The sequence below is a fragment of the Rhizobium sp. BK512 genome (genome assembly GCF_014194915.1).
GTDB lineage: Bacteria > Pseudomonadota > Alphaproteobacteria > Rhizobiales > Rhizobiaceae > Rhizobium.
Window position 1 is genome coordinate 108,412 of the sequence record NZ_JACIAS010000001.1, and the last position, 18,944, is coordinate 127,355.

The 18,944-nt window shown below is 62.4% G+C and carries 16 protein-coding genes; 11 read left to right on the forward strand and 5 right to left on the reverse strand.

Annotation, left to right across the window (positions count from 1 at the left end; all coding sequences use genetic code 11):
• Positions 1 to 13 precede the first annotated feature (13 nt).
• Together FHX06_RS00605 and FHX06_RS00610 are read left to right on the forward strand one after the other, a co-directional pair.
• Entirely contained in the window at positions 14 to 958 is a 945-nt protein-coding gene (locus FHX06_RS00605; RefSeq protein ID WP_183877654.1) for a DUF3616 domain-containing protein, read from the forward strand.
• 52 nt (positions 959 to 1,010) lie between these two features.
• Positions 1,011 to 1,832 (forward strand): M15 family metallopeptidase, encoded by an 822-nt coding sequence (locus FHX06_RS00610; RefSeq protein ID WP_183877655.1) that lies wholly within the window; start codon positions 1,011 to 1,013, stop codon positions 1,830 to 1,832.
• A 32-nt stretch (positions 1,833 to 1,864) separates the two neighbouring features.
• Here the strand turns inward: FHX06_RS00610 and FHX06_RS00615 are convergent, their stop codons facing one another.
• Positions 1,865 to 2,761, reverse strand: a complete 897-nt coding sequence (locus FHX06_RS00615; RefSeq protein WP_183877656.1) for a LysR family transcriptional regulator — start codon at positions 2,759 to 2,761, stop codon at positions 1,865 to 1,867.
• A 109-nt stretch (positions 2,762 to 2,870) separates the two neighbouring features.
• Here FHX06_RS00615 and FHX06_RS00620 point away from each other — a divergent pair, with 109 nt between their 5' ends.
• On the forward strand, positions 2,871 to 3,815 hold the full coding sequence (locus FHX06_RS00620; RefSeq protein WP_183877657.1) for an AEC family transporter: 945 nt from the start codon (positions 2,871 to 2,873) through the stop codon (positions 3,813 to 3,815).
• A 326-nt stretch (positions 3,816 to 4,141) separates the two neighbouring features.
• Here the strand turns inward: FHX06_RS00620 and FHX06_RS00625 are convergent, their stop codons facing one another.
• A complete protein-coding gene (locus FHX06_RS00625; RefSeq protein WP_113115980.1) occupies positions 4,142 to 6,175 on the reverse strand; it encodes a hybrid sensor histidine kinase/response regulator in 2,034 nt (677 codons plus the stop codon).
• 380 nt (positions 6,176 to 6,555) lie between these two features.
• On the opposite strand from FHX06_RS00625, the gene FHX06_RS00630 reads away from it, so the two are divergent.
• The 3 genes from FHX06_RS00630 to FHX06_RS00640 all read left to right on the forward strand — a co-directional run bounded on the left by FHX06_RS00630 (position 6,556) and on the right by FHX06_RS00640 (position 8,636).
• Positions 6,556 to 6,741 carry a hypothetical protein gene (locus tag FHX06_RS00630; protein ID WP_018115767.1) on the forward strand — a complete coding sequence of 62 codons (186 nt, stop codon included), beginning with the start codon at positions 6,556 to 6,558 and terminating at the stop codon, positions 6,739 to 6,741.
• Between the two features lie 440 nt (positions 6,742 to 7,181).
• Positions 7,182 to 7,979 (forward strand): class I SAM-dependent methyltransferase, encoded by a 798-nt coding sequence (locus tag FHX06_RS00635; RefSeq protein WP_183877658.1) that lies wholly within the window; start codon positions 7,182 to 7,184, stop codon positions 7,977 to 7,979.
• Between the two features lie 180 nt (positions 7,980 to 8,159).
• On the forward strand, positions 8,160 to 8,636 hold the full coding sequence (locus FHX06_RS00640) for a hypothetical protein (RefSeq protein ID WP_312866377.1): 477 nt from the start codon (positions 8,160 to 8,162) through the stop codon (positions 8,634 to 8,636).
• A 115-nt stretch (positions 8,637 to 8,751) separates the two neighbouring features.
• Here FHX06_RS00640 and FHX06_RS00645 read toward each other — a convergent pair whose 3' ends face one another.
• A complete protein-coding gene (locus FHX06_RS00645; RefSeq protein WP_183877659.1) occupies positions 8,752 to 9,489 on the reverse strand; it encodes an SDR family oxidoreductase in 738 nt (245 codons plus the stop codon).
• 137 nt (positions 9,490 to 9,626) lie between these two features.
• Positions 9,627 to 10,514 carry a LysR family transcriptional regulator gene (locus tag FHX06_RS00650; RefSeq protein WP_113212386.1) on the reverse strand — a complete coding sequence of 296 codons (888 nt, stop codon included), beginning with the start codon at positions 10,512 to 10,514 and terminating at the stop codon, positions 9,627 to 9,629.
• A 352-nt stretch (positions 10,515 to 10,866) separates the two neighbouring features.
• Here FHX06_RS00650 and FHX06_RS00655 point away from each other — a divergent pair, with 352 nt between their 5' ends.
• From FHX06_RS00655 to FHX06_RS00675, 5 genes are read left to right on the forward strand one after another with little or no spacing between them, the layout of a single operon-like run.
• Positions 10,867 to 11,502: a hypothetical protein gene (locus tag FHX06_RS00655; protein WP_113210561.1), complete on the forward strand. Its 636-nt coding sequence runs from the start codon at positions 10,867 to 10,869 to the stop codon at positions 11,500 to 11,502.
• On the forward strand, positions 11,495 to 13,594 hold the full coding sequence (locus FHX06_RS00660) for a hypothetical protein (protein WP_183877660.1): 2,100 nt from the start codon (positions 11,495 to 11,497) through the stop codon (positions 13,592 to 13,594). Before FHX06_RS00655 ends, FHX06_RS00660 begins: the two co-directional genes overlap by 8 nt.
• A complete protein-coding gene (locus tag FHX06_RS00665; RefSeq protein WP_113210559.1) occupies positions 13,575 to 14,051 on the forward strand; it encodes a hypothetical protein in 477 nt (158 codons plus the stop codon). Before FHX06_RS00660 ends, FHX06_RS00665 begins: the two co-directional genes overlap by 20 nt.
• On the forward strand, positions 14,044 to 14,556 hold the full coding sequence (locus FHX06_RS00670; protein ID WP_113015279.1) for a hypothetical protein: 513 nt from the start codon (positions 14,044 to 14,046) through the stop codon (positions 14,554 to 14,556). Before FHX06_RS00665 ends, FHX06_RS00670 begins: the two co-directional genes overlap by 8 nt.
• A gap of 7 nt (positions 14,557 to 14,563) precedes the next feature.
• On the forward strand, positions 14,564 to 17,107 hold the full coding sequence (locus FHX06_RS00675) for a hypothetical protein (RefSeq protein WP_183877661.1): 2,544 nt from the start codon (positions 14,564 to 14,566) through the stop codon (positions 17,105 to 17,107).
• 58 nt (positions 17,108 to 17,165) lie between these two features.
• On the opposite strand, the gene FHX06_RS00680 is transcribed toward FHX06_RS00675, so the two are convergent.
• Positions 17,166 to 18,821: an alpha/beta hydrolase gene (locus tag FHX06_RS00680; protein WP_183877662.1), complete on the reverse strand. Its 1,656-nt coding sequence runs from the start codon at positions 18,819 to 18,821 to the stop codon at positions 17,166 to 17,168.
• Positions 18,822 to 18,944: the final 123 nt, after the last annotated feature.

Consider the following 18,944-nt stretch of genomic DNA (forward strand, 5'->3'; position numbering starts at 1 on the left):
GGGGGCTTGTCGCATGAGCAATAAGAGCCGCGTGATCCTCTTGGCCGCATTTTCATCCTTCCTTGGCCCATTGGCGGCCAATGCGGCGAACCATCCATATCAAGGCATTTGCGAGGCCTCGGCCGCAGCTATGGTCGACAAGTCGCATATGGCCGTCGCGAGCGATGATTTCTCCGCGATCATGATCTATGAGCGGGGGAAGCCTGAGCCGGTGGCGAAGTTCCCGGTCGACGATGTCACCGACATCGAAGGCGCCGCTCGCATCGGCGACACCATATTCTGGCTCACATCCCATTCGCTGAACAGCAGCGGCGAAGACAAGAAAAAGCGCAAGGAACTGTTTGCAACGACCGTATCGGCCGACGGGACATTGTCCGGTTCCGGCGAGGTCTACCGCAATCTTCGCGCGGATATGGCCGCAGCGCTGAAGCTCAGCGAGGATGATTTAAAGACCCACGTCAACATCGAGGGCCTGGCGGCGACACCGGAAGGACATCTCCTGATCGGCCTGCGCGGACCCGTGCCCGATAATCGCGCCATCGTGCTCGAGCTCGCCAATCCGATGCCGCTGGTCAAGCTGGGCACCGGGGACACGGGCTCTCCCATAATTACCCAGGTCGTCACGATGGACCTTTCCGATGGACCGGGAACGACCGGCCGCGGCGTGCGTGACATTGAGCGTGTCGGCAACCGCTATCTCGTGCTTGCCGGCTCCGAACCCGATGGCGGCAATCCTCCGCCCAAGCTTTTCTGGTGGGACGGAAATGCCGATGGCCGCGTGACACCGGGTCCCGATGCGGATTTCTCGGGAATGACGCCGGAAGCGATCATGGTCTGGAACGATCACGAGGGCGAAATCCTCAGTGACAGCGGCGGCGCGATGATCAAGGGAGTGGCCTGCGCCGACAAGGATCCACCCAAGGACGCCTTCTTTCCGGCCATCGATGTGAAATTCTGAGTTTCGCCAGTGTTTGATCCGGCAAGGCAAGTGCCATCGGGAGGGGAAAGGCATGGCTTACATTTTGTCCGTCGGCGCGTTCGGCAACGACGTCCGCCGCCTTCAGGAATATCTCAATCAGGAGCTATCGGCGTCCTTGGGCACGGACGGCTCCTACGGCGGGAAAACCAAGGAAGAGGTCATCCGCTTCCGGAGGAAGTTCGGGCTTCCGGAAAGTCCGACATTTGACGACCAATGTTTCGCGATTTCCGAAGCGCATGCCGATATCAAACCCGATTTCGATCCGGACCCGGCAAAAAAGGGTATCGACTGGCCAAAGAAGAAGCCGGGCCTGTCATCGCCAAGCGCTGCGGACATGCAGTCCAAATGCGGTGTCATAAAGTTCAATCATAGCCCGGTTTCCGGCAATCCGGAGCACATCACGATCACCAACGGTTTCGAGGCGAGCAATATAACGACTGTGAACATTCCGGAGCTCAAAGATTGCGTCATTCCCCTGGATTCGGGCGTCACGAAAACCGACGGACGCATCCGTTTCCACAAGAACCACACGACGCGGCTCGCCAAGCTTTTCTCTGAATGGGCCGCGGCCGGGCTGGCAAACCGGATCCTGACCTTCGACGGCAGTTTCAACGCCCGCCTGAAGCGGGGCAAGACGAAAGCTGTTCCGGAGAATTTATCCAATCACGCCTGGGGAACCGCCTTCGACATCAACGCGACGTGGAACGCGCGCGGAACCATACCCGCATTGATGGGAGACCGCGGCTGCGTGCGCGAGATGGTGGCGATTGCCCATGCCAATGGATTTTACTGGGGCGGTTATTTCACCACGAAAGACGGCATGCATTTCGAAGTTGCCGCCGAAAGCCTCTGAGCTCTTCTTTCAGATGTCCTCGGCCTGCCGCCTCAGCCGGCCTTGTTCCCATCACTGCCCGTGTGGCCCGCGATCTCGAACAACTGCGGCACGGCCGGGTTCCTGGCGGCGCGGGGCGCGCAGAGCACGACATCGAATTCCGGCGCATCATCGAGCCTCCGCGATATCACGCCCTCGGCCAGATCATCGCAAAGCGATTGCGGGATCAGCGCCACCCCCAGCCCCTCCTGCACCAGCCGGATGATCGTGTGCTGCAGGCGCGGTTCGAAGGCGAAATGCGGGATGACGCCGCCATCAGCGCAATAGAGGCCGATCGCCGAGCGTAGTGTTGGCGCCACGCTTGCGGGCGCGGCGATCAATTTTTCACCCGAAAGCGACTGCGGCCCGATGGTTTCGGCCTCAGCCAGCGGATGGTCTGATGGCACGATCAGGCACAGCCGGTCGCGGGCAAGCAGTAGCGTGCGCAAATGCGGTGCGGGACCACCGCTGAAAGTGACGGCGGCATCGAGTTTGCCTTCGGTGAGCATCTCCTCGATATCGGTGGGTATGCGCTCCTCCAGGATCAGGCGCACATCCGGACGTGCCCGCGAATAAAGCCGCACGAGTGTTGGAATGACGCTGTGGGCGGCATGCATCATGAAGCCGAGCTTCAGCTCGCCCTTCATGCCGCTCGCAACCAGCTGCACATCGCGGCAGGCGGCATCGAAGCCTTCGAGCACGGCGCGGCAATCGGCGAGGAAATGCTGACCGGCGGGTGTGAGCGCGACATTGCGTGAATTACGCTCGAAGAGCTGCACGCCAAGCGTCTTTTCGATGGCCGATATCTGCCGGCTGAAGGGCGGCTGGCTCATGTTCATGCGCTGGGCCGCATGGCCGAAATGCAGGGTTTCGGCGAGCGCCACGAAATAGCGCATATGGCGCGTGTCCATTCGATACCTCAAAAGTATCAATCAGTGCTCAAGATGACATTGGATTATCTTGATCCCGCACGCTAGGCAAGGATCGCCCTCAAGCAAGACCCGCCCCGAGCTACATCTGATGCTGACGAACCTTTCGATTGTGCTGCCGATCTTTGCCCTCATCCTCGCCGGCTGGATCGCCCGCAAGACCGGGGCGCTCAGTGAAAATGCCACGCGCGAGGTCAACCGGCTGGTCGTCTATCTCGCCTTGCCCGCGCTGCTCTTCGATATCATGGCCAATGCCAAACCCGCCGAGATCTGGCAGCCGGGCTTCATGACGGCATTTACAGCAGGCTGCGCCGTCATCTTCTGCGCCACGCTCTTCTGGCGCATCGCCAAGGGCCGGCATCTCGCCGATGCGGCGATCGACGGGCTGAATGCCAGCTATGCCAATACCGGTTTCATCGGCTTTCCGCTGGTCCTGTCACTGGTCGGCGACACCGGCATGGCGCCGGTGCTGATCTCCACCATCCTCACCGTCTGCGTGCTCTTCGCCGTCGCCATCATCCTCATCGAAGGCGGGCTGCAATCGGAGACCCGGCGGCGCGACATCGCCATCAAGACGGCCCGCTCGCTTGCGAAAAACCCGCTGCTCGTCGCGCCCGCCCTCGGCGCGCTGGTGATGTTTTCGGGTGTGACGCTCCCCGCTCCCGTTCATGCCTTCCTGAAGCTGCTCGGCGGCGCCGCCTCGCCCTGCGCGCTGATCGCACTCGGCCTGTTTCTGGCCGGCACCAGGGCCGGTGAAACCAGCGCCCGCGCAACGACGACAAGCATAATCGTCGGCCTGAAGCTGGTTGCCCAGCCCGCCGTCACCTGGGTCATCGCCGCGCCCCTCCTCAACCTGCCGCCGACAGCAACCCACACCGCCGTGCTGCTCGCGGCCCTGCCGACCGGCACCGGCCCCTTCATGCTGGCGGAATTCTACGGCCGCGAGGCAAGCCTGACGGGCCGTGTCGTGCTTGCCTCGACCGTGCTTTCGGTGCTGACGATTTCAGCCTATCTGGCGCTGGCGGGGCGGGTGTAGCGCGATTTTTCCGGGTTCGATCTGCGATCTGCCTTGGGTAGGCGGCTGACCTCCGCTCCCGCCATCCCTGTGTGTTTGCTACAGGAACAGCGGAAGGTGCACGCAGTGCCCGTGGCCCCCTCATCCGGCCCTTCGGGCCACCTTCTCCCCGTTGGGGCGAAGGGGTGTCGCGGCTGCGTCCTGCGCATCGAGGTATCGTGTCTCTCCGCAGATCGTACCGGCGGCTCCCCCTTCTACCCATCGGGGAGAAGGTGGCCCGAAGGGCCGGATGAGGGGGCTCCGGGCGCCAACCCAACCTTCCTCATTCCGACGGCAAGATCGCTGCCCTACTTCCCCAGCAGATCCTTCACTCGCCGCCCGAACGCATCGCTCAGGAACGGCTTCGTCATCACCTGCATGCCATGGTCCAGATGGCCGTGGTTCAGCACCGCATTCTCCGCATAGCCTGTGATGAACAGCACGCGCAGATCCGGGCGGCTGAAGCGCACGGCGTCAGCAAGCTGGCGGCCGTTCATGCCGCCGGGCAAGCCGACATCCGTTATCAGGAGATCGATCGGCTGACCGGTATTGATGATGCGCATCGCCGAAGATCCATCTCCGGCCTCCAGCACCCGGTAGCCGAGTTCCTGAAGGATTTCGACAGCCACCATGCGCACCAGCGGATCGTCATCGACGACGAGAATGGATTCTGAACCGGCGGAAAGCGGCTCCGTCACGGTGTCGGCCACCTCATCCTCGTGCTTGTCCTCGCCGAGATGGCGGGGCAGATAGATGCAGATCATCGTGCCCTTGCCGAGCTCGGAATAGATGCGCGCCGTGCCACCAGACTGCCCCGCAAAGCCATGCACCATGGAAAGGCCGAGACCCGTCCCCTGGCCGATCGGCTTGGTGGTGAAAAACGGATCGAAGGCGCGCTCGATAATATCGGGCGCCATTCCGGTGCCGGTATCGCTGACGCAGAGCGAGACATACTGGCCGGGAGCGAGCCCCCGCTGGCGCGCTGCACGCTCGTCGAACCAGCGATTGGCCGTTTCGACGGTGAGCTTGCCGCCTTCCGGCATGGCGTCGCGGGCATTGAGGCAAAGATTGAGCAGCGCGTTTTCCAGCTGCCCGGTATCGACGAAGGTGGCCCAGAGGCCGCCGGCAAGGGCTGTCTCGACCGCGATCGTCGGACCGACGCTACGGGCGATCAGATCCTGCATGCCAGAAACCAGCCGGTTGATGACGGCCGGTTTCGGATCGAGCGTCTGGCGACGCGAGAAAGCAAGCAGGCGCTGCGTCAGGCCCGCCGCCCGCTTGGCTGCACCCTGCGCGGCGGTCAGATAACGGTCGAGATCGCCGATGCGGCCCTGCGCCAGTCGCGTCTGCATCAGCTCCAGCGAGCCGGAAATGCCGGCCAGGAGATTGTTGAAATCATGAGCGAGCCCGCCGGTCAGCTGGCCGACTGCCTCCATCTTCTGCGAGTGGCGCAGCTGTTCTTCGGCGCGCATCAGCTCGGCCGTACGCTCTGCCACACGCTGTTCCAGCGTATCGTTCAGGCCCCGAAGCGCGGCAGCGGCCCGGTCGCGCTCGGCTTCGACAGCGCGGCGTTCCTCGATATCGAGCAGCACACCCGGAAAGCTCAGCGGCGTTCCATCGGCAGCAAGCTCGACGCGGCCGTTGGCCTCCAGCCAGTAATAGTGGCCATCGGCGCGGCGCGTGCGATACTGGTGGGCATAGGCTCCGCCGCGACCAAGCGCCTCGTTCATCGCGGTTACAAGCCCGGCCTTGTCATCAGGGTGAACCGTGTCGATCACCTGTTCCAGGCTGAGGCCGTGGCTGCCGAGAGCCGGATCGAGGCCGAAGGCCAGAGCGAAAGCCTCATCCACCGTGAACCGGTTTGTCTGAACGTCCCAGAGCCATGTGCCGATAATCGCCCCGGCCGCGAGTGCCAGGTTTACGCGCTGCACATTCTCGCGCGAAATCTCTTCGCTGGCGCGCAGCGCCGCCTCGGCGAGCTTGCGCGCAGTGACGTCGCGAAACAGGACCGAGACCTGGCGCAGGCCGGCAGGCTCGACGCGGGAGGATGAAACCTCGATATAGCGGCCCGCCGCCACAAAATGCTGCTCGAAGCGGATTGATTGCCCGCTGGCCAGCACTCCGCCGTAAAGCTTCAGCCATTGCTCGGCATTATGAGGCTCGATCTCGCGCAGCCGCTTGCCGACGACATCGGAAATGCCGGTATGACGCTCATAGCCGGAATTTGCCTCGATATGCACATAGTCGCTGAGCGGCCCCTCGGGACCGTCGATGAATTCGATGATACAGAAACCGTCGTCGATCGCTTCGAACAGGGCGCGATAGCGTGCCTCGCTTCGCATCTGCGCGTCATCCTCGGAATCCCGAAGCGCACCATCGGCTTCATTCGCCCCTGCAGGCACCTGCGCTTTCAGGCGCTGCGCTTCTTCTCCCAGTCCCTCCCCGGAGGGCGATGAAATATCCTGATTCAAGAACAGACCTTTGTGACCGGTATGATCCGCCTACGCGACGACAGGCGGGGAAACTAGTTCAGGGCGGCATGACTGCAATGGGTCGACGGGCGAAGATTTAGGATTTCGGCATGCAGTAAGGCTCTCGCGCATTTTACCACCACTCCGGGCCTTGAAGGCGCGCTGCGCTGCAGCATGTTTATGACTAATCCTTTTTCGTTAGTCGCCATTTGCCATGGCATGGGTATCTTGGACCCTAGGAGGACTCAGCAATGGAACGCGTAGAGCCAACCCATGTCGATGCCGATGCCCTTACCAAAGTCTGGTCAGTGACCGAATTCTGCAGCCGGCACCGGCTGGATAGCCAGGAGGAAAAGCGGCTGCTGCAACTCTTCGGCTGCTTTGCGACCGCCAGCGAACTCCTGCACAACGCCCGCCGCGAGCCGAAGTTCCGCTAGCCGACAGCCGCGCCCTCTGCGAAAAAAAGATCGCCAATACAACGTGATTACACTGAAAGATCCGCTCCGACAGGACGGGGGCTGAAGCTTTGCGGCCTTTGCCTCCTTGGTCACCGGATCACCAGCGACTGGGCGCCTGCCGGCCTGTCAGGGATCTAGAACAATCCGATCAGTCGGGCGGAGCTGATCGCAAGGCCGGCGATCGCCACCAGAATGACGACGCTCGCGATGACGAGAAAAATGGGGCTCTTCACAATATCTCCTTCAAGGCCGGCGATGGCCGTGCGCGTGAGGTAGCAGCTGCGATTGAGAGCGGCAACCGTGCGGTCGCGGTCGAGGCCAGATATGGCACCAGATATGGCAATTGTCTGCTACGCCGCAAAGTTGCAGGATAGGCCGCCGCATTCATGCCATGCGACGCTGAGGGGAGCAGGCCGATCATGTCATCGATCACCACGGGCAATGCCGAGCAATATAGCGACAGCAAGAAACTTGCCGCGCGCGGGCGCCTGAACCGGGAATATACAATTGCCGAAACCGGCTGGTTTCCCTGGGTGGCGCAGCAGCTTCCCCTTAAAGCCGGCGATCGCCTGCTGGATATCGGCTGCGGCCCCGGCTGGTTCTGGGCTTCGGTCGCCGCCGACCTGCCCGACAATCTCGACCTCACGCTCGCCGATCTCTCCCCCGGCATGCTGCAGGAAGCGCTCGAACGCTGCCACCCGCTCTCCTTTGTCCGCGTGACCGGCCAGCAGGCCGACGCCACCGCCCTGCCCTTCGAAGACGGTTCTTTCGACACCATCATCGCCATGCACATGCTCTACCACGTGGCCGATCAGGCCAAGGCGCTTGCCGAAATGCACCGCGTGCTGAAACCGGGCGGTCACCTAGCGGTGACGACCAATGGTGCGAACAACATGCGCGGCATGTACGAACTGACGACGGCCTTCGGCAGCCCGCCCTGCGACCCCGCCGGTGCGGCTTTCGGCTACGAGACGGCCGAACGGCTGATGCAGGCGCAGTTCGGCAATGTGACGATGGCGGAGCACCCGGCCCACATGCGGATAACAGAGCCGGAAGACGTGTTCCTGGCGCTGACCTCCTATCCGCCCGGCGACAGGGCGAGCGAAGCCGAGCTTGCTGCGTTTCGGGCAGCGATATCGGAGGCGTTCCGGGCGGGCGACGGCGTGCTGGAGGTGGGCAAGGAGACGGGGTTGTTTCTCAGCCGCAAGGCGGGCTAACCGCAACTCATCTCCCGAGATTCCGAGAGAAATTTCGTGTTGAAAATTCGCTCCCGCCGTGCAACCTGCATCTGGGGTTTGGGGTGAATATAAATGCTTTCATTTCTTTTCAGTTTACAGGGCATGTCGGTTGCAATGCTTTTCTCGACTGCCGCTCTTCTTCCAACGTCAAGAATTGCCGTGGACAAATGGGCGGAGAAACTCTTCCCCGACCCTGTTGATTGCGCCTTTGGCGAAGGCGGGCTTTCCTATAACGCCGACAACAAGGAAATGCTGATCAACAACCTCGCCCTGCCCGACGCGACGAGGCAAAGCCTGAAGGCCATGGAAAGCAGGATATCGGCGACCTGCACCTCGAAGGAAGGACCACCCGTGGTGGTCAATACGGTTGGAGAATATTTCGGAAGCCGCTTCAACCAGTTCAGCCTGCCGATCTATGCTCTCAACGCCGGCGGTGGCTGCATGTCGGATTTCTATTACAGTTTCACTTTCCCGGAAAAAGCAAAGACGGTGCACGACAATATCCTGCAGCGCACCGGCAAGGATCTGAAGGTCATCACCGAATCCGGGCGCAAGCCGGAATTCGAGGACGATGGCTGGATCACGGACTATGGCAATTACAGCAAATATACCTGCAGCATGATTGCTTACGGCTGATGGGCTGCACGCGCCCCCGCTTCCCGTCACTCCTGAACCATCCCTCGTGCCCGCACTACGAGGGAATGCGGGAGGTTCGGCGGTCATCCCGCCTCACCTCTCCCAATCCCGCGGTTCAGAACTGCGCCACACCACCATCCACGAACAGCTCGATCCCCGTAATATAGCTGCTGTCCTCCGACGCCAAGAAGACCGCAGCCTTGGCCAAATCTTCCGCTGTACCCATACGCCCCAGCGGCACATTGGCCTTCATCATGTCACGCACGCTCTGGTCGGCGAGCGTCGAGAGGCCGGGCGTTTCCGTGTGGCCGGGGCTCAGCACGTTGATGCGGATGTCGCGGCCCTTGAGATCGATGATCCATCCGCGCGCGAACGAGCGGATCGCCGCCTTCGTGGCGTCATAGACCGAGAAGGCCGGGAAGCCCTTGATCGAGGCGATCGAGCCGGTGAGGATGACAGACGATCCCCTGGACAGAAGCGGCAGCGCCTTCTGCACGGCAAAGAGCACGCCGCGCACATTGGTATTGAAGGTCTTGTCGAAATGCTCCTCGGTGATTTCGCCGAGCGGGCCGAATTCATAAATGCCGGCATTGGCAAAGAGCACGTCGATGCGGCCGGCCTTCTGGGTGACGATCTCGTAGACACGGTCGATATCCGCAAGGCTTGCGGCATCGGCCCGAATGGCGGTGACATCGCCGCCGATCTCGGCCACGGCCTTGTCGAGTTCGCTCTGTCGCCGGCCAGTGATGAACACCTTGGCGCCCTCGTCGACGAAGCGTTTTGCCGCGCCGAGACCGATGCCCGCGCTGCCGCCGGTGATGACGGCGACCTTGTTTTCCAGCTTCCTGCTCATGTTCTCATTCCTTCTGCTCAGCGCCGGTTCTTGCCGTCGCCCGTTGAACACGAGGCAGAAATTATGGGCTTTGGCGCGGGCGAAGTAGAAAGCCGGCGCGACTAGGACTTATTCCTGCCGGGAATGGAAAAACGTTTTCAGGCCGCGCTGAGCTTTTCCTCGACAAAGGCCACGAAGGCGCGCGCCTTGGCGCTCACACCACGGCCTGCCGGAAACGCGGCCCAGAGATCGAGCGGCGCAAGGCTCCAGTCCGTCAGCAGCAGTTTGACGCGGCCATCGGCAAGCTCGGGCGCAAACATCCATTCCGAGGCGACGGCAAGGCCGATGCCCGACAGTACCGCCGAACGCACGCCCTCGGCGGCCGAGACGCGCAGGCGTCCCCGCATGATGACAGGCACTTCCGTTCCATCCTGGCGGAAGAGCCAGGCATCGCGGCCAAAACCCTTGGCATAGACCACACTCTGGTGCTGGCCGAGTTCGGCGGGATGGCTTGGTTCGCCATGCCCGGCAATATAGGCGGGTGCTGCCACGACGATGCGCGGCGACTGGCCGATCTTGCGCACGGTGAGCGCAGAATCCGGCAGATCGCCCATTCTGAGGGCTATGTCGATGCCCTCCTCGATCAGGTCGATGCGCTCGTCATCAAGCACGACTTCCATGTCGAGGCCGGGATGGCGGCCCAGGAATTCACCGAGATGCGGGATGATATGCAGGCTGGCGAAGGCCGGCGCTGCACTGACGCGCAGCCGGCCGGAAAGGCTGGCGCCGGCGCCACGCGCTGCATGCTCGGCCTCATCGGCCTCCTCGATCGTACGCTTGGCCCGCTCGTAATAGCTCTCTCCGGCTTCGGTGGGTGCAAGGCCGCGCGTGGAGCGCAATAGGAGCTGGATACCGAGATGGGATTCCAGCTGGGCGATGGTCTTGGAGATGGCGGGCTGCCCCACATGCATCTGCCGCGCTGCCTCCGAGAAGGAGCCGGTTTCGACCACGCGGACGAAGGTTTCCATGGCTGCGAGTCTGTCCAATGCGGCGCTCCGTGCGCAGATAGGTGTGGGTGGGTTTTAGCATGTCGGGGCGGGTGTGGGTATTCTCTGAGGGAATGGAAATGGTGAGAATATCGATCCTCCCGATCATCGCAGCATTTTCGAAGACCCCTCCCCAACCCCTCCCCACAGGTGGGAGGGGCTAACCCAGCGGCACCGCATCGCTCCTTCCGGGACGTCGAGAATGTGGCAGCAAGGTGCGGCGAGTTAAGCCCCTCCCCCTTGTGGGGAGGGGTTTGGGGCGGGGTCTTTACCCAAGGTCCATCCCCCCACCCACTTCACCCCCACAACCATCTCCACCCTACCCATGAGCTCAAACCCAGGAGGTTGGTTCATGGCTACCGTCGTCTCTATCTGCAATCTCGCCCTTTCCAATATCGGCAAGGAGAATATCAACGATCTCACCGAAAAGAGCGCGGAGGCGCGCGCCTGCAATCAGTTCTATGCGCAGACGCGCGATGTGCTGCTGCAATCCTTCCCCTGGGCCATGGCTGGCAAGACGGTGGCGCTCGGCGCTCTCGATAATGACAAGCCGGGCGTCTGGCGTCATTCCTATGCGCGCCCGGCCGATTGCCTGCAGATCCGCTGGATCAGGTCGGGCTATCTGGCCGACGCGTCCGCGCCGCTCGATGTGCCGACGCCCGATCTCGATGACGCCGGGCGCGAGATGCAGTATCCCTACGCGCTCGAGGGCGACCGTCTCTATTGCGATCTTTCGCCGGCGCTCTTGCGCTATACCAGCCGCCTCACCGACCCGACGAAATATTCGCCGCTCTTCCTCGAGACGCTCTCCTGGCACCTTGCCGTGCGCCTTGCCATGCCGCTGACGCGCGATCCGAAGATCCGCGCCGATGCGATGGCGCTGGCCCAGAGCACGCAGGCGGCCGCCGAGCAGGCCGAGGCCAATCAGATCAGGCATACGAGCGCGGATTTTGTCAGCGAACTGATCGCGGTGCGCGCCCATGGCTGATTTTCGCGCCTACCAGCCTTCTTTTACCGGCGGCGAGCTTTCACCCGCCCTCGGCGCCCGCGTCGATCTCGCCAAATACCAGAGCGGCCTGCGCACGGCGCTGAATGTCTTCGTGCATCCGCATGGCGGCGTCTCCAACAGGGCCGGACTGCAATTCGTCAACGAGGTGAAGGACAGCGCCAAGCGGGCGCGGCTGATCCGCTTCCAGTTCAATACCGAGCAGACCTATATTCTCGAATTCGGCGATCTCTATATCCGCATCTTCCGCGATGGCGGGCTGGTGCTCTCAGGGGCGGCCCCTTACGAGGTGGCCAGCGCCTATACGGCCGCCCAGGTGCAGAACCTCGTCTTCGTGCAGGAAGCCGATGTGCTCTATCTCTGCCATGTCGACCATCCCGTCCGCAAGCTGGGGCGGCTGGCCGACAACAACTGGACGCTGACGACAGTCCTGTTCAAGCCGCTGATCAATCCACCGGCGGGAACGCCTGTCGTCACCAAGCCCGGCGATACGTCAGGCAAGACCGGCTATGTGGCGACGACCTATCGCTACCGCGTCTCTTCCGTTGCCGATAGCGGCGAGGAAAGTCTACCCTCCAACGCCGGCTCAGTGGTCAACGATCTCGCCATCCAGGGCGGCATCAACCGCGTAACCTGGACTGCCGTCACGGGTGCTGCGCGCTACATCGTCTACCGCGACGACAACGGCATTTTCGGCTATGTCGGGGGCACGACGGGCCTGACCTTCGATGATGAGAATATCACGCCCGATCTCTCCGACACGCCGCAGGCCGGCCGCAACCCTTTCAATGCTGCGGGCAATTATCCGCGCTGCGTGACCTTCATCGAGCAGCGGCTGGCCTTTGCCTCCACACAGAACGATCCGCAAGCCGTGTGGCTCAGCCAATCCGCCAATTACGAGAATTTCGGCGTCTCCTCGCCCGCCAAGGCAAGCGACGCCGTAACCTTCCGCATCCGCGCCCGGCAGGTGAACGAGATCCGCTCGATGATCTCCGTGCGTGGCCTTCTGCTCCTGACGTCAGGTTCCGAATGGATCGTCACCGGCGGCTCGACCTCGGATGCGATTTCGCCCTCCGCCATCAAGCTCGATAACCAGGGCTATCGCGGTGCGGCCAAGGTGCAGCCGATCGTCGTCGGCAATACCGTGCTTTTTGCCCAGCGCCTTGGCGGCGTCGTGCGCGATTTCTCCTTTGACTATACCCAGGACAGCTATGTCGGGAAGGACCTGACCATCCTTGCCCGCCATCTCTTCAAGGGCCGCGAGATATCGGCCTGGGATTATGCCCAGGCGCCGGATTCCGTTGTCTGGGTGGTGCTTGATGACGGGGCGCTCGTCTCGCTCACCTACATGAAGGAGCAGGATGTCTGGGCCTGGACCCGCCATGAGAGCGGCCCCGGCAATGATGCCTTCTTCGAGGATGTCACCGTGATCGAGGAAGATGGCGAGGACGTGCCCTATTTCATCGTGCGCCGTACCGTCAACGGCGTGCGCAAGCGCTACATCGAGCGGCTGCACAGCCGCGCCTTCGAGGATGTGCAGGATGCCTTCTTCGTCGATTGCGGGCTGACCTATTCCGGACCGCCGGCCACGACCATTTCCGGCCTTGGCCATCTCGAGGGACAAACACTCGTGGCGCTCGCCGACGGCAATGTCGTACGCAATCTTGTCGTCACCGGCGGCGCCGTGCGGCTGCAGAATGCGGCATCGAAAATCCATATCGGCCTGCCGGTAACGGCGGCGATTGAGACGCTCGATCTCGATGTCGGCCAGGTGCAGGGCCTCGGCACCGTGCAGGGGCGCTCGAAATCCGTCTCCGAAGTGACCTTCCGGGTGGAGAATACGCGCGGCATCTTCACGGGGCCGGAGGATGGCGAGCGGGATGGCGGCACGCTGGTGGAATACAAGCAGCGCCGCAACGAAAACTGGAACGAGGCGATCAGCCTCTATACCGGCGATCTGACCGTCACGCCCTATTGGGACTGGAGCACCAGCGGCAGCATGTGGGTGAAACAGTTCGATCCGCTGCCGATGACCATCCTTTCCATCATGCCGGATGTCACCCTTGGCCGCTGAGATCTGCATTGTCACGGCGCGGCCGGGGCACATCCGGGCGATTGCCGAACGGATGCGCGCGGCCGACCGCGCGGAGATATTCGCCGCCTCCGGGCGCTCGCCACTCTCGGCGCTCTCCTTCTCCTACCGTCACTCTTCTCACGTCTGGACCGCCCTCTTCGATGGGCGTCCGGAAGTGATGTGGGGTGTCGGCGATCTCAACATCCTTACCGGCATCGGCGCGCCCTGGCTGCTCGGCACCGATGCGGTGGACAAGAACGTCCACGGCTTCCTGCGGATTTCGAGACATTGGCCGTCTCAACTGTTGGGCCGTTATCGCTTGCTCAGAAACCTCGTGGATGCGCGCAACACGATCTCCATCCGCTGGCTCGAATGGCTGGGCTTCCGGCTGTCAGACCCCGTCGAGATCAACGGCCATCCATTCCACCTGTTCGAAATGGGAGACGCGGATGTGTGATCTTGGTCTGGCGCTGACATTGGGCTCGACGCTGCTGGGTGCTGCCGGCCAGGTGCAGCAGGCGAAGGCGACGGCCGAGGCAAACAAATACAACGCCCAGGTCGCCGAAATGAATGCCGAGATCGCCGACAAGCAGGCGAAGGACGCGATCGAGCGCGGCAAGCAGGAAGAGCAGCAGAAGCGCCTGCAGACGGCGCAGCTGGAAGGACGCCAGAAAGCCGCGATCGCCGCAAACGGTATCGACCTCTCCTTCGGCTCGCCGCTGGATACGATCGTCGATACCGCCAAGATGGGCGAAATCGATGCGCTCAATGTGCGCACCAATGCCTATCGCGAAGCCTATGGCTACAAGGTGCAGGGCACCAACCAGCTGGCAAGCGCCAAGCTGGACCGCATGCGCGCTGATGCCGCTGTGAAAGGCGGTTATCTCGACGCCGTCGGCACGATCCTCGGCGGCACAGGCAAGGTTTATACGCAGGGCAAGTCCCTCGGTTACTTCAAGTGAGGGTTTGATGCCGACTGTTCCGACTTATCAGGATACGCAACAGCACGTAGCACTGCGCCCGGAATATACCGAGGGCTTCACGGTAAAGGCCGATGCCGAGGCATTCGGCTCCGCCATCGGCAAGGGCATGCAGGGCCTTGCAACCGGCATGGGCACACTCGGCGAGGCCGTGGTCGAGGTGGAAAAGCTCGACAATGATAATGCCGCCAAGGATGCGCAGACGAAGCTCAACGACTGGGATCGTGACGCGCTCTACGGCAAGAGCGGCTTCCTGACGCTGACCGGCCGCGCCGCCGTGGAAGGCCGCGCCGCCTTCGAAAAGCTCGCCGAGCAAAAGCGCGCCGAATTCGGCAAGGGCCTGACGCCGGGTGCTGCCCGCACCTATGAAGAGACCAGCCGCGCCAGCATGAAGACCCTGCTGGACACCACGATCCGCCACACATTCGACCAGCGCAAGGCATGGTTTGCCGAGACCTCTCAGAAGAGCATCAAATCCTCGGGCGAGAATGCGGTGGCCGTCTATAGCGATCCTGCCAAGGTCGATGCCGAGATCAAAAAGGGCGTTGCCGAGATCGAGCATCAGGGCCGCATGCACGGCTGGAGCGAGGAAAAGCTCGACCGGGAACGCAGCCGATACGTCTCCGACACGATGAAGAACGTCGCGCTGCGCATAGCCGACGACAGTGCCATCAAGGCCGAGCAATATATCAAAGCCGCCGGCGACAGGATGCTGCCGGCCGACAGCACCGCCATCCTTAAATCCCTGCGAACCGCCGTGACCGACGAGAAGGCGCGGCAGAACACCACCGACATCATCGCCGGCCTGCCGCCGACCTATACCGGCGCGCCGGATGCCAATGGCGCCGCCTCGCCAGTAGCGCCGGCTGGAAACGCCGAGGTGGGCGCAGGTGGCCCGCAGCAGACCGTGAACACCGGCCAGACGACCGTAGCGGGCGCAAGAGGCAATGGCCTCGAAATGGATGGCGCCGGAAGCAGAACCGGGGCAGCACGCACGCTTGGCGCACAGCCTTCGGCGGGCAAGACCGCAGCCCTGCAAACCGCCGGTAATCGAAGCACAGGCCCTCAAACCACTGGCCCGCAGGTGTCGGCCGCCCCTCGCACGCCACCCCAACAGCCGAGTGGCCCCGAGGATTTCCGCACCGTTGCCGCCACGCTCGCCTTTCCCGGCAAGGCGAAGGACGATCCGGCACTGGCAGGCTTCGTGAAAAATGCCGCCGGCAGTACGGTCGATCCTTCACTCAGGGAGTGGCTGAGCGATGTCACAGGCGCCGTCCTCGGTATCGCCGGGGCGCCTGCCAATCTCGTTGGAACCGCTGCCGCCGATGCCACAAGATTCCGCCATTTCGGCCTGCCGACGCAGACACCTCGCCCCGGCGACATTGTCGTCCTCGGCCCGCAGCAGAAGAAAGGCGCCGGAAGCAACAGCAGCAACGACAAGGGCCGCATCGGCTTCTTCCGCGGTTACGATGCGGACGGCAACATCCTCGTGCTCGGCCCCGATCCGAGACGTGCCGGCGATACCGCACTCACCGCCCACCCAGCAAAAGAGGTCGTCAGCTTCCGCACATCCGGCACCGTCGATGAGAAGACCACGACCCTGCCGAACTACAATCCCGAGAGCTTGCGCCGGATCGAAGAGAGCCTGAACAGCATCGCCGACCCGGGGCTGCGCGCCGCCACCGAAGAGCAACTCAGCGGCTACATGGTCTCCCAGAAAAAGGCGCTCGACGCTCGACGCATCCAGGTGCAGGAATGGGCCAATAACCAGGTGATCGCGGACCCGACCTTCGACCCGACGAAACTGCCCCTCCACATCCAGCAGGCGATCGGCCCCTCCGGCTTGCTCACGCTGCGCGACTACAAGGAAAAGGTCCGCGCCTACGGCCAGCCGCTGACGGATACGCAGACGCTCTACGATCTGCAGACCGAATTCGCCAGGGATCCGGCCGCCTTCTCGCAGATCGATCTCCTCGAATACCGCTCCAAGCTCTCAGACAAGGATTGGGAAAAAGTCACCGGCTGGCAGCAAATGGCTGTGACCGACCAGCGCAAGGCCCGGCTCGAGAGCCTCGATATCAACACAGCCTTCGAACTCGCCAAACCCCAACTCGAAGCGCTGGGCCTCCTCACCCAGGACGGCGGCTACGCGACCTCCTATAGCGTGCCGCGTCGCGTCGCCCAGTTCCGGTCAGCACTCCTCGATCAGATGGATGAGTTCAAGGACAAGAACGACGGCCAGAACCCGACCCAGAGCGACATCCAGAAAATGATCAACCGCCTGTTGTTCCCGATCGTCATCAGCACGCCGAGCTCTTTCTTCAGCACGGCGACTCCCGCAAAGAGCCACGGCTACCTCTATCAGGCCAACTCACTCACCGACGATCAGAGCTACGATATCGACGTGCAATATCAGGATATTCCACGCGATGTCAGGCTGGCAATCGAGGCTGATCTGACGAAGAAAAACAACAAGAAGCCGTCGCAGGATGAAATCGCAAATGAATACGAACTCTTCATGCTCAATCGCTGACAAAGCGCATTAGGAAAAACCACACGGCCCGGCATCGCGGGAACGCTTGGCCGACACCTCACTTCCCTGTCGACGTCTTCTCGAACCGAGCCTTCAGGCGCTCCACCTCTCCAGCCGGCCACCCCGGCGGGTCCGTCACCGCAAGCCACGCATCGATATAGTGTTGCGGCGCATAGACATGGCCGTAGCCCATCGGCGAGGTCGTGGCGATCATCGCGTCGAAGCCGAGCTGCAAGGCAGTGACGACGGGATACCAGCGGAAGGCCGGCGAGACATCGGGGCCTCTTTGCCCTTTCATCCAGTCCGGCTCGCGGTAGAGGGCGCGCCAGTCGAAGAAGGTGACAGGGTCGCTGGCATATTGCAGGAAGACAATACGGACGGCGCTCCAGGGCTTGTCCAGCTGATCGGCAGATGTCTGCTGGTTGGCAAAGCGGATCATGCTGCCATCGCGGAATTGCGGCAGCCAGGCCGGCGATCCGGGATTACGGTTTGCGGTCACGTGGGCCCATGTGGCGCTGGCAAAGGGCGGCCCGCTCCACAGCGCCCCCTGGAAGGGATCGGCGAAGACATCGTAGAGATTGAAGGAGAGCTGCGAATTCAGCGCCCCGAGACTGAGCCCATGCAGATAGAGCTTCGGGCGATGATCGCGCGGCAGCGTGCGCCAATAGGCATAGATTTCCCTGAACAAGGCGCGCGCCGTATCGGCCCCGTATTCCGGCTCGACCATCAGCGACAGCCAGCTGCTGAGATAGGAATATTGCACCGCGACTTCGGCCACATCGCCATGCAGCAGATATTCGAGTGTATCCATCGCTTCCGGATCGATCCAGCCGGTACCCGTCGGCACGATGACGACGAGGTTGGAGCGCTCGAAGGCGCCCTGACGCTTGAGTTCGGCAAGCGCCAGGCTGGCGCGTGCCTCGGCGTCATCGGCACTGTTCAGGCCGACATAAACCCGGATCGGCGACTGTGCGGACGACTGCAGGAAAGCGCCGATCTCTTCCGCCGTCGGGCCTGACGTGACGAAATGGCGGCCTTGCCGGCCAAGCTCATCCCAGTTGACCAGCGATGCGGCGCTTCCCGTTCTGGCCGGGTCGGTGGGAACAGGCGTGTCGTCATCGATCAACGCATCGGCCTCACGGAACGAGGAGTCGACCATACGCAGCGCCAGATGGAACAGCAGTCCATTGGCGACAGCCGAAAAGACCAGGATCGCCAGCAGGATTCCGGCAACGGCGGCGAGCCGGCGCGGAATGAACCGGCTGCTTTTGTTATAAAAGCCAATCGCCATCAGCCTGAACAGCCGACCGATGGCAATAAACAGGATGAAGACGATTGCGGCCATCAGCACCAGCAGCAACGGTTCTGCCGTGGTCACCGGGGCAAGCTGCATCAGCGCGCGGACAGAATTCTGCCACGAGGACGATTGCCAGACGAATACCGTGGCGACCGCGGCGCCGCCTAACAGTGCCACGGACCGGACGAGGCGTCCGGCAGCGGGCAGCAGACGGGGGATTTCAAGATAGGTCCAAAGCCATTGTAGGAAGGCGCCGCAGCCATAGCCGGCAGCCGCACAGGTGCCCGAAAGCGCGCCCTGCACGAACCAGGCGCGCGGCATGAGGCTCGGAGTCAGCGACAGGCAAAAGCCGAGCAGCGCGAAAAACAGCGCCGGCCAGGAAAGAGGCCTGACGAAACTTGTCATGGAATGCCGCATGAACATCCTCCCAGCTCGCAAACGCTGCATCCCCTGTTTTATGACAGGTCCTGCATACAATCCAGAAGCGTTATGCCATTGACGTCATAGGGCCGCCGCATAGGGAAAAGTGCGGCTGATTAC